An 11520-nucleotide genomic window follows, 5' to 3' on the forward strand; every position below is an offset into this window, starting at 1 on the left:
ATGACTTACCAAACCCGACACAAGGTTCGATTCGGCCACTGCGACCCGGCTGGCATTGTCTACTTCCCGCGTTACTTCGAGATGATCAACGCCGTGGTTGAAGACTGGTTTGCCGATGCCGTTGGCCGGGATTTCAACAGCCTGCACATCGACTCGGGCACCAGTGTGCCGACGGTGAACCTGAAAACCGACTTCAAAGTACCCAGCCGCCTTGGCGACTGGCTCGATTTCCGGTTAACCGTCACCCGTATTGGCAATGCCAGCCTCACCCTGTGCATCACGGCACACTGCGGCAATACTCTGCGCCTGAGCAACGAATCCACCCTCGTGTATGTCGACATGGCGAGCGGCAAACCCCGTCGCTGGCCTGACACCCTACGCCAACGTTTTGAACGCGACCGGGAAACCCCCGCGGTTACGACTGAAAAAGGATCCTCCTGATGCCTGCACCCACCCCCCACCAACTGCTTCACCCCAGCCACTGGAAACGCGCGGTCGGCTACGCCAACGGCATGCTGGCCGAGGGTAGAACCGTCTTTGTTGGCGGCCAGATCGGCTGGAATGCCGAACAAGTCTTTGAGACAGATGACTTCGTCGGCCAGATTGAGCAGGCATTGCACAACATTGTTGCCGTATTGAAAGAAGCCGATGCCAAGCCCGAACATCTGGTCCGCCTGACCTGGTACGTCACCGACAAGGCCGAATACCTCAGCCGCCTGACCGACGTGGGCAACGCCTACCGTGCTGTGCTCGGCAAACATTTTCCGGCGATGACCATGGTACAAGTGGCCGACCTGATCGAAGATGACGCCAAAGTAGAAATAGAAGCCACAGCGGTGATTCCGGGGTAAACGCCTGTGGTGTCGCTATCAATGCCGTGGCAACAACCCATAAGGTCGCTGACAGGCTCACACCCGGCCAACAATCCGGTACACTCCGTGGTCCATTCCAGAGATACCGGGGTCGCTCAGATGTCACTGCCACCCGCGTCCGGCCACCGGTCTTTCAGTGCCCTATGGCAGGCACCGTCCGATACAGAGACCGAGCTGATTGAAGAGGTTCCGGTTGCCATCAGCTATGGCGACATTACCCACGGCATCATGATGCTGACGCCCACTGATTTGGACGACTTCCTGGTGGGGTTCAGCCTGAGCGAGGGTGTTATAAAACGTGCGACCGACCTGCTGGACTGGACGTTAACACCCACTCACACCCCCGATGCTCTGCCCGCCTATGTGTTAGACGCAACTCTGAGCGCACGTCGCCAGGCCCAATACCGCCAGCGACAACGGCAAATGCTCGGCGCCACAGGCTGCGGATTGTGTGGCAGTGATTCACTGGAAAGCGCCTTTGCGCCATTGGAGCCTCTGACACCGGCGCCAGTATTACCCCGCGAGCGACTGAGCCCGTTGCGCGAGCTGCTTTCCCGGGCACAGGTGCTCGGCCCCCGGGTCGGGGCCATTCACGCAGCGGCTCTTGTCGACCCGAACGGCACCCTGATCGCTTGCCGCGAAGACATCGGCCGTCACAACGCCCTTGATAAACTCATTGGCCATGCCTTGCGCCGTGAGTACTCACTATCGGGCCACACCCTGGTAATGAGCAGCCGTTGCAGTGTGGAGCTGGTTAACAAGGCCATCATCGCCGGAGCATCCACCCTGGTTAACCTCGCTGCTCCCAGCACCCTCGCCGTTGATCAGGCTCGCCGCTATAACCTGAATCTCATCCACCTGGCTCGCGATAACCAACCGAGGTATTACAGCCCCGAGCGCCCCTCCCTGTAGCACGATGTCCGCGACTTTTTGCGCATTGGTCAAGCCAGTCTCCAGCCACGCCGACAAACAAACGACCGTTGATCAGGCAGTTTCACTGCTGTTGTGCAGCTACTCGCCAGATTATGTTACCGACATCATCAGCCACTAGAATAGCCCCGGACTGATCAACAATAACACCGACCGGGCGGCCCAGTGCCTCACCATCATCCGTTAAAAAGCCCGAGAGAACATCTTCAGGTTGGTCCACTGGCTCGCCATCGTTAAACGGCACATGAACCACTTTGTATCCGCTGCGATCACGACGATTCCAGGAACCATGCTGCCCGATCAGGGCACCATTGCGATATTGAGGCAGTTGATCGTGGTTATAGAAAGCCAGACCAAGAGACGCGGTATGGGCACCCAACGCATAATCGGGAACCAATGCGGTCGCCGCCAAATCCGGACGTGGTGGCTGAACGCGTGGGTCCGGATTATCGCCAAAGTAGCTAAACGGCCAGCCATAGAAATCACCGTCACTGACAACCGTCATGTAGTCTGGCACCAATAAATCGCCCAGCTCATCCCGCTCGTTAACCGTCGTCCACAGCTCGCCACTTTGAGGCTGCCAGGCCAGCCCGACCGGGTTGCGCAAACCGGACGCAAACACCCGATACTCACCGGTTTGAGGGTTAACTTCCAGAACGGCCGCCCGGTCAACCTCATTGTCCAGACCATTTTCCCCCACATTACTGTTGGAACCGACGGTAACATACAGCCGTGTACCGTCCTGGCTTGCAATAACATTCTTGGTCCAGTGATGATTCAGTTCTCCCGCGGGCAGGTCGGTCACTTTGCTGCCTTCAACGGTGATCTCAGTTTGGCCCTGACGGTATGGAAACCGCATCAGGGCATCCGTGTTGGCGACATAAAGCTCGTTGCCTACCAACACCATGCCAAATGGAGAGTGCAATTGATCAAGAAACACAGTCTGAAAGTCGGCGACACCATCGTTGTCACTGTCACGAAGCAGCGTGATGCGGTCGGCACTTGAAGTGGCAGCTCCGGCTCGCTTCATGATCAACCCGGCGACCCAGCCTTTAAGCCCGGAAAAGCCGCCAGAATCAGCAGGTGCATTGGATTCGGCCACCAGGACATCTCCGTTGGGTAGCTCATAAAGCCAGCGTGGATGATCCAGGCCCTGCGCATAAACCTGAACACTTAACCCCTCGGCCGGTAAAGGCAACCGACCCTCTGACCAACCAATGGCTTTTGCCGGGTTCACGGTTGGCACCAGTGACATTTCCGGTTCCGGCAGTTGTGGGCTCGCCCCTGTATCAGTGCCAGCCGGCAACGCGCTTTGCTGTGAACACCCGGCAGTAATGGATATCACCGCGAGCACCAGAAGTCGTTTTGATAGAGGCAAAAACATCGTAGCTACCTAATAATGGGATCGGAGTGACCGGGAACGAGCGCCGTTTAAGGGAACAATAGTGGGTATGATCGAAATCGCAACCGGACCGACTAAGCTCCCGTCGCAAACTTACCCATCATACCCAGTAGAAATCCGGCTACCGCGCCAAGCGGCGGCGCCCAGTGCTTTTTCAATTTGGCCTGGGGGGCAATATCCTGAAAGACAATGTACAAAATGCCTCCTGCTGCAAACAACATAATCGAGGAAACGACTGCCGGGTAATCGGCCAGTACATAATAGCCAGTCAGACCACATAACGGTCCGAGCAATGCCATAAGCGCGAACGCAGTAATGATCTGCGTTGAACGATAGTGCGTCGACCGGGCCAGTTCCCGGGATGCATTAAACCCTTCAGGCAGGTTTTGCAGCGCAATAATACCCGCCAGCAGGAAACCGGCACTGCTCGATACGGCAAACGTAGCCCCCAACGCCAGTGCCTCCGGAATAAAGTCAGACAACATGGCCACTAGCTGATTGGCGGGTGTTGCCTTGGCGGCCAAAGCGATATCGAGGATCATAAAGGCCAGGCCGCCGGCGATGAACCACAGAGCAACAGACAGCGCTTCGAGGCGATGCATCCCTTCAGGGACGAGCACCAGGGCAACAGAAGACAACAGAGCGCCACCGCCAAACGCAATTACACCGTGGCGTACTTCAGATTCGAGCCAGCGAGGACGAATATGTTCGAAACTGGCTATCGCTGCGCCTAAAGGCATGGCTATTCCTGCCATTAATGTCAGAAGTACAACCGGTATCCAGTCGCTCACATTGCACGCTCTCCAGTAGCAGTCACCTTCGCCCAGTCAGACTTGCATGACCACAGAGTTTACACCTCACCAGGCGCCCGTTAGCGAAACCGGTGAAATAGCCTTAACAGCCAAACTACCTGACAATCCAGCCAAAGCATAGGTCACTGACACCGATTGACCAACACTGACCCCGGCCAAGGTATGCTGACTATGAGCTCGATCAGAGGTGTACCATAAAGCCAAAACGAGACCGGTTCTCTATTCTATACTGAACGGTATAACCAAGAGGGTGACACATGGCTGGCAAGAAGTCTGAACGAACACATACCGAAGCACGCAATACCATTGCATCCGGTGATACGGCTAGGGATCTGGCACCGGCCGCTATTGCAGAGTACAAGTCCCGGGAAAGCACCCAAGAGGCTCAGGACTCACTGGGCGTAGTACTCAAAGAGATCTCAGCCATGGCGTCGAAAGAAACCGATGAATCGATCATCGAAGACATATCCGGCCGCTTGAGTGCGATACTGTCCGGCGCCTCACCCGACGACGTTGCATTACTGCACAAGACACTGCTCAGTGATAAATTTCTGAATACTGCACAATTGGGTATGGACTCCGACAATGAGCTAATGCCGGACTGGCGTGAGAGACGGTACCCCTATAAAAACCGCATGCGTCGCAAGGCATATGAACGGCAAAAGTATTACCTTCAGGTAGAGCTGCTCAAATTACAGCGCTGGGTAAAAGACACCGGCTCGCGCGTTGTGATCCTGTTTGAAGGCCGTGACGCAGCTGGCAAAGGCGGTACGATCAAGCGGTTTATGGACCACCTGAACCCAAGGGGTGCCCGGGTCGTTGCACTGGAAAAACCCACCCCTACCGAGCAGGGGCAATGGTATTTTCAGCGCTATGTGGCACATTTGCCCACCGATGGCGAAATCGTTCTGTTTGATCGATCCTGGTACAACCGGGCAGGTGTGGAGCGCGTCATGGGCTTCTGTTCAGACAAAGCCTATAGCGAATTCATGCGTCAGGTACCGGACTTTGAAAAAAACCTGATACGGTCAGGCATACACATCATCAAATTCTGGTTTTCGGTCACTCGGGAAGAGCAGAAACGCCGTTTTGTCGAGCGCGAAAGCCACCCCCTAAAGCAATGGAAGCTCAGCCCGGTCGACCGGGCTTCCCTGGATAAATGGGACGCCTACTCCAAGGCCAAGGAGGCCATGTTTGCTCAGACCGATACAGTCGATTGCCCCTGGGTTGTGATCAAATCAGACTATAAGAAGCGCGCGCGGCTAAGTGCCATGCGCTATGTCCTGAACCAGTTTAACTATCCAAACAAGGAGAGCAAACGGATAGGGTCCATCGATCCGCTCATTGTGAGTCCTGCCACTGAAGACAAGATAATTGAAAAGCCCAACGGTAAACGGACCTGACTGATGGCCATTTAAAAAACGATGGCTATAGATCACGCTTTTGCTCGTAAATTGAGAGGGCATGAGCATCCTTAAATCGGCTTTAGGGCCACAGCCTGACTCGCCTAAGGCCACACAATTAAGGTGCCATCCCTCTATTCTCCTGGCTGTTGACCGCACGGATTCAGACCGGCGCTCCCTCCCTGGCCATATGTGCAAACTGCCGGTCAATAGCAGCAAGATTAGCCTGAATATACTCAATAAAACGCCGGGTCACCGGTGACAGGCTTTTAACCGTAGGGTACACCAGACACCAGGACCGGCGGATCGGAAACCCCTCCAGTGGCAATGTTTTCAAACTGCCCAGTCGCAGCTCAGCCAATACACTCAGGCGAGGCAGAATAGCCACACCGATGCCGGCAATAACGGCATGTTTAAGCGCCTCATTTGAACCGACCTCCATCAGTGGTGCCATACGCAGTCGCTGTTGATGACAATGCTGTTCCAGCGCCAGGCGACTGCCGGAACCACGCTCACGCGCCAGGAAATTCTGCCGTAAAAACTCCTGAGGTGTGACATTGGCCTGACCACACAGCGGATGGTTGGCGGGTATCACCGGAATCAGCTCATTGTCGAGAAACGGCACAGACGACAGAGGTCGGTCATTGGGCACAATACCCATGATCATCAGATCATCGGTGCTGCTCGACAGCCGATCGATGGCCAGCGCCCGGTTGACCACCTGCACCGATACATTGACCTCCGGGTACAAGTCCAGAAAGGGTTTCAGCAAGTACGGCATCACATACTGAGCGGTATTCACTGCAGCGAGTTTAAGGTCACCGGATATTCGCCCCTCCAGCCCATGGATGTCGCTTTGCAACCGGCTCAGCTCCGCAAACAGGCTGCGCACGCTTGCGGCCACGATTTCCCCCGTAGCCGTGCAGTACAGACGGCGGCCGATGTATTCGAACAGTTTTTGACCCAGGGCGCTCTCCAGCTGCCTGATTTGAGAGCTGACCGCCGGCTGAGTCAGCCCCAGTGCATTCGCCGCTTTGCCATAGCCCTGCTCTTCGTACACGGCCAAAAACACCTCCAATTGCCGCAACGAGAGTCGACTGATCAGTTTTTGAACACTCAGTCTCACCATTTCCCCTACCTTTTAAGCTATCCATAACCAAGAGCTTATGGAAAATATAAATTATATCAATTTTAAATTATGAAAAACCTGAGATAGGTTAGTGGCATCGACCCACCGAGGGAGAAAAACCTGTGTTGAAAAAGGTGCTCATAGCAAATCGCGGTGAAATCGCCGTCCGCATCATTCGCGCCTGTTCGGAACTGGGCATTCGCTCAGTGGCCATTTATACCGAACCGGACCGCTACGGCCTTCACGTAAAACGTGCCGATGAAGCCTACTCATTGGGCGATGATCCGCTCGAGGGGTATCTGGACCCACTGCGCATCGTCAATCGGGCTCTGGAAACCGGCTGTGACGCCATCCACCCGGGCTACGGTTTCCTGTCCGAAAACGCCCGCTTCGCACAACTGTGTGAGCAAAAAGGCATCACCTTCATTGGCCCCAAATCCACGGTTATCGCGAAAATGGGCGATAAGACGTCGGCCCGGGACAGCATGCGCGCTGCCGGCGTACCAGTCACACCGGGTTCAGACGGCAACCTCGCCAACCTGGAAGAAGCGCTGGCACTGGCGGAGACAATTGGCTACCCGATCATGCTGAAGGCCACATCCGGTGGCGGTGGCCGCGGTATTCGGCGTTGCGATACGGCCGAGGAACTGACCAAACAGTACCCCCGGGTTATCTCCGAGGCGACCAAAGCCTTTGGCTCAGCCGATGTGTTCATGGAGAAGTGCATTGTTAATCCACGTCACATCGAAGCCCAGATTCTCGCTGATGCCGAAGGCAATGTGATTCATTTATTCGAGCGTGACTGCTCGATTCAACGACGCAACCAAAAACTGATCGAGATCGCACCCAGCCCGCAAATCACTCCGGAGCAGCGCCAATATATTGGTGAACTGGCAGTACGGGCCGCCAAAGCCGTTGGGTACGAAAATGCCGGTACGGTTGAGTTTCTGTTAACCGGAAACGAAGTGTACTTCATGGAAATGAACACACGCGTTCAGGTAGAACACACCATCACCGAACAGGTGACCGGGGTTGATATTGTTCAGGAACAACTGCGCATTGCCTCGGGCCTGCCGCTGCGCTACGACCAGCAAGACATTCAACTGCACGGTTACGCCATACAGTTTCGTATCAACGCCGAAGACCCCAAGAACGATTTTCTCCCAAGCTTCGGCCGCATCACGCATTATTATGCACCGGGCGGACCGGGTGTTCGGGTCGACACCGCTATTTTTACCGGGTACGACATCCCACCCTACTTCGATTCGATGTGCCTGAAACTGGTGGTATGGGCTCTGACCTGGGATGACGTCATCGCCCGTGGTCGCCGCGCCCTGGACGACATGCGCCTGCACGGTATTCGCACCACATCCAATTACTACCAGCAAATTCTCGCGCACCCCGACTTTCAGAAAGGCGATTTCAACACCAGCTTTGTGCCCGACCATCCGGAACTTCTGAACTATTCCACCAAACGTCACCCCAGTGAAATAGCGCTGGTTCTGGCGTCAGCCATTGCCGCCCACGCTGGCTGGTAAACACCACCGGTCAAGAGGAGAAAAAGATGAAACCGATTGAAGTGACCGACCTCACCCTGCGTGATGCCCACCAATCGCTGATCGCCACTCGCATGCGTACGGAAGACATGCTGCCCATTTGCGAGAAGCTCGATAACATCGGCTACTGGTCCCTGGAAGTCTGGGGTGGCGCAACCTTTGATGCCTGCGTTCGTTTCCTGAAGGAAGACCCGTGGGAACGCTTGCGCCAATTGCGGGCAGCCCTGCCCAAAACCCGACTGCAAATGTTGCTGCGCGGCCAGAATTTGCTGGGATACCGGCACTACGCCGACGACGTGGTTGAAGCTTTTGTTCAGTCAGCGGCGGACAACGGCATCGATGTGTTTCGGGTATTCGATGCACTGAACGACCTGCGCAACCTGGACGTTGCCATGAAGGCGGTAAAGAAAGCCGGCAAACACGCCCAGGGCACACTCTGCTACACCACCAGCCCAGTGCACACGCTGGCCATGTTTACCGAGCAGGCCCGGGCATTGCGTGACATGGGAGCGGACTCCATAGCGATCAAAGACATGGCTGGCTTGCTGACGCCGTATGCGACCTATGATCTGGTCAAAGCGATCAAAGCCGAAGTCGACTTGCCCCTGGTCATTCACAGCCACTCGACCGCTGGCCTAGCGGCCCAATGCCAATTAAAAGCCATTGAGGCCGGCGCGGACCGAATCGACACCGCCATTTCTTCGTTTGCGGGCGGCACCAGTCACCCGGCCACAGAAACCCAGGTCGCGGCACTGAAAGACACCCCCTGGGACACCGGTCTGGATCTGGCCCCCTTACAGGAAGTGGCCGATTACTTCCGCGAGGTACGCAAAAAATACCATCAGTTTGAAAGTGAATTCACCCGCGAAGACATCTCGGTACAAATCAATCAGGTCCCGGGCGGTATGATGTCCAACCTGGCCAACCAGTTAAAAGAACAAAATGCACTTGACCGCATTCGTGACGTGTTCAACGAAATTCCACGCGTGCGCGAAGACCTGGGGTTCCCACCCCTGGTGACGCCGACGTCCCAAATCGTCGGCACCCAAGCGGTCTACAACGTATTGGCCGGTGAACGATATAAAACCATCACCAATGAGGTGAAGCGCTACTTACTGGGCGGTTACGGGAAGCCACCGGCCGAAGTCAATGCCCGGGTGCTGAAAAAAGCCATCGGTAACGAAAGCGTCTCCGACGCACGCCCCGCCGATGCACTGAAACCGGAAATGCACACACTGACCCGCGACATTGACGAATTAGCCCAATGCAAAGAAGACGTCTTAACCTTCGCCATGTTTCCGGACATGGGTCGCGAATTCCTGAAGCAACGAGCCGAAGGCACCCTGGTCCCTGAACCCCTGTTGCCGCCTGAATCCACAGCAGCCCACAAGCCGTCAGGTGCAACACCCACCGAATTCAAGGTCGACGTTCACGGCGAAACTTACGAAGTGGCTGTGACCGGGGTTGGTGATTTTGGCAGCGGTAAGCGCAAACTCTATATCTCTCTGGATGGCATGCCAGAAGAAGTGGTATTTGAAAGCCTGAACGAATACGTCGCCGATGGCCGTGGCAGCGGCCGACAAAAAGCCTCCGAGCCCGGGCACGTAACAGCCGCGATGCCGGGTAACATTGTGGATGTGCTCGTCAGCGAAGGCGATGCCGTTGAAGCGGGCCAGGCTGTGCTGGTCACCGAAGCCATGAAAATGGAAACCGAGATTAACGCCAGTGTCGCTGGCACCGTAAAGGCGGTGTATGTTGTAAAAGGCGACAGGGTGACACCGGGCGAGATATTGGTCGATATTGGTTGAGCGGGGAAAGGCCTAAAACTGAACCGCAAGCACCCCGCGTCGAAAGGGTGCTTGCACAACCCCCTCGCAACCATTTGCTGGAAAAGACTGGCAAATACTACCAGTCTGTTTCAATCACAAAGAGTGATGGCCAGTCTACCACCCTCATGTATTGCTCAGCCTGCATAGCGATAGCTAACGACAATTTCATCACCGGCGGCAGGTAATTCGGTACCATGAAATACAATGCGCGTTGAGCCTTCATTAATCGACCAGCCATTACTTAGACTACGAGGTACTGTCGCCCCATTGTTCGTAACCACAATGGAGGTGGTAATCGGTTCCTGGCTCAATCCAAATTGCGAACTGATTGCGCCCGCCGCATCGGCGATATCTGTCATAAACTGCTCAAAGCTCAGCAGATTTTCAATATCGGCAACCAAGCCACTGGTTTCATTGCTCAGATCGTCATATTGGCTGTCTTCTGCATCATATGGCTCCACAATTGAGTGAAACGTATATCCTTCAGTCACGAACACATTATTCGCGACATCAAATGCAACACCGTCTGTTGACCGGCGTTCATATTGACTCTCTTCATCACTAAGCAAGATTACCGACAGCGAAGAATTCTGTCTGGGCATGCCCTCATCGGCCGCATCGCCTCCTGCAGACAGTGTTGTCTCCGCATTATATATACCGGTCTCAGTGGAACTACCACCCGTCCCGGCAACCAACCGGTTTTCAAGCTCGGTGAGACCATCAGACCCCTCTGCGGGGGTAAGCAGCTTGGGGAAATCAGTGTCATGCTGAGTTAACACAGAGTCGTAACCGGTCGTAATAACGCCAATCGAATAATCAAAGCCCGAATTATTGATCACAGCCACGAAATCTTGTGCGGCCTGGCTCAATGCATCCTGCTCATCACTCATGCTGCCGGAATCATCCACAACAAACAGAAAATCGGCTTTGTCCGAACCTGCTTGTACAGCAAAACTCTCGGACGTGCTGACCAGCGTTGAACCCGATCTGACGGTATTGTTCGGATTAACCGCAGACGATACCGCAGAGGCAAAGGTGCCGGCCTTGTCTTTGGGCACCAGTACCGCATTGATCAAAACACCGTCGGCACCCAGGTGAAACACCAACAATTTGAGTCTCATTTCCGTGGCTGTCGCATCATCGGTTTGTACTGCCGGGAGCGTTAGTGTGGTCGACAAGGTACCGTCCAGATCAATTGCCACCTCGGTCAGCGCATTAGCTAGTGCCCGTCCATAAACGGCTAAGCTTCTGAAAATAAAAGAGGCTCTTCGTAGTTTCCTGTGGAAATCCAGTATAATCAGGACTTGATCATACCGAATTTACGGGGAGTCTTTCTGTGGAAATCGAAGAGCATTATGCACTGCTTCTGGGTATTCATTCGCCCTGGGAGACAAGCTCGGTAGACCTCAACATGGCCAATAGCCGAGTCGATATCGAGATTGAGTATGTCGACTCCACTGGCGCGTGTCCTGAGTGCGGAACATTATGTCCAAAACACGATGAACGTGAATCCCGGACCTGGCGCCATCTGGATACCATGCAGTTTGCTACTTACCTGCACGCTCGGTTGCCAAGGGTCAAGTGTAA

At 54.9% G+C, this 11520-nt stretch carries 11 protein-coding genes; 7 read left to right on the top strand and 4 right to left on the bottom strand.

Features of this window, described 5'->3' with window-relative positions:
- The 3 genes from G565_RS23555 to fdhD all read left to right on the top strand — a co-directional run bounded on the left by G565_RS23555 (position 1) and on the right by fdhD (position 1784).
- Positions 1-441 carry an acyl-CoA thioesterase gene (locus tag G565_RS23555; protein ID WP_051207640.1) on the top strand — a complete coding sequence of 147 codons (441 nt, stop codon included), beginning with the start codon at positions 1-3 and terminating at the stop codon, positions 439-441.
- Positions 441-851 carry a RidA family protein gene (locus G565_RS0108755; protein WP_028670582.1) on the top strand — a complete coding sequence of 137 codons (411 nt, stop codon included), beginning with the start codon at positions 441-443 and terminating at the stop codon, positions 849-851. The genes G565_RS23555 and G565_RS0108755 overlap by 1 nt, the downstream gene beginning before the upstream one ends.
- 120 nt (positions 852-971) lie before the next feature.
- Positions 972-1784 carry a formate dehydrogenase accessory sulfurtransferase FdhD gene (gene fdhD, locus G565_RS0108760; protein WP_028670583.1) on the top strand — a complete coding sequence of 271 codons (813 nt, stop codon included), beginning with the start codon at positions 972-974 and terminating at the stop codon, positions 1782-1784.
- Positions 1785-1866: 82 nt separating this feature from the next.
- On the opposite strand, the gene G565_RS0108765 is transcribed toward fdhD, so the two are convergent.
- Positions 1867-3186 carry a PQQ-dependent sugar dehydrogenase gene (locus G565_RS0108765; RefSeq protein WP_028670584.1) on the bottom strand — a complete coding sequence of 440 codons (1320 nt, stop codon included), beginning with the start codon at positions 3184-3186 and terminating at the stop codon, positions 1867-1869.
- Positions 3187-3278: 92 nt separating this feature from the next.
- Positions 3279-3944 carry a ZIP family metal transporter gene (locus G565_RS0108770; protein WP_211227149.1) on the bottom strand — a complete coding sequence of 222 codons (666 nt, stop codon included), beginning with the start codon at positions 3942-3944 and terminating at the stop codon, positions 3279-3281.
- Between the two features lie 329 nt (positions 3945-4273).
- Here G565_RS0108770 and ppk2 point away from each other — a divergent pair, with 329 nt between their 5' ends.
- The gene (ppk2, locus tag G565_RS23560) at positions 4274-5419 is read left to right on the top strand and encodes a polyphosphate kinase 2 (protein WP_051207644.1); all 1146 of its coding nucleotides are present in this window, start codon (positions 4274-4276) and stop codon (positions 5417-5419) included.
- A 163-nt stretch (positions 5420-5582) separates the two neighbouring features.
- On the opposite strand, the gene G565_RS0108780 is transcribed toward ppk2, so the two are convergent.
- The gene (locus G565_RS0108780) at positions 5583-6548 is read right to left on the bottom strand and encodes a LysR family transcriptional regulator (protein ID WP_245584155.1); all 966 of its coding nucleotides are present in this window, start codon (positions 6546-6548) and stop codon (positions 5583-5585) included.
- Positions 6549-6670: 122 nt separating this feature from the next.
- Here G565_RS0108780 and G565_RS0108785 point away from each other — a divergent pair, with 122 nt between their 5' ends.
- On the top strand, positions 6671-8086 hold the full coding sequence (locus G565_RS0108785; protein WP_028670587.1) for an acetyl-CoA carboxylase biotin carboxylase subunit: 1416 nt from the start codon (positions 6671-6673) through the stop codon (positions 8084-8086).
- Between the two features lie 26 nt (positions 8087-8112).
- Complete coding sequence (oadA, locus tag G565_RS0108790) at positions 8113-9912, top strand: sodium-extruding oxaloacetate decarboxylase subunit alpha (RefSeq protein ID WP_028670588.1); 1800 nt, start codon at positions 8113-8115, stop codon at positions 9910-9912.
- Between the two features lie 155 nt (positions 9913-10067).
- Here oadA and G565_RS23565 read toward each other — a convergent pair whose 3' ends face one another.
- Positions 10068-11111, bottom strand: a complete 1044-nt coding sequence (locus G565_RS23565) for a vWA domain-containing protein (RefSeq protein WP_157600032.1) — start codon at positions 11109-11111, stop codon at positions 10068-10070.
- Positions 11112-11269: 158 nt separating this feature from the next.
- Between G565_RS23565 and G565_RS26345 the strand changes: the two genes are divergently transcribed.
- Positions 11270-11520: transposase family protein (locus G565_RS26345; RefSeq protein WP_169579630.1), on the top strand; the 251-nt coding region annotated here is incomplete at its 3' end.

This window comes from Saccharospirillum impatiens DSM 12546 (genome assembly GCF_000423605.1).
Taxonomy (GTDB): Bacteria; Pseudomonadota; Gammaproteobacteria; order Pseudomonadales; family Natronospirillaceae; genus Saccharospirillum; species Saccharospirillum impatiens.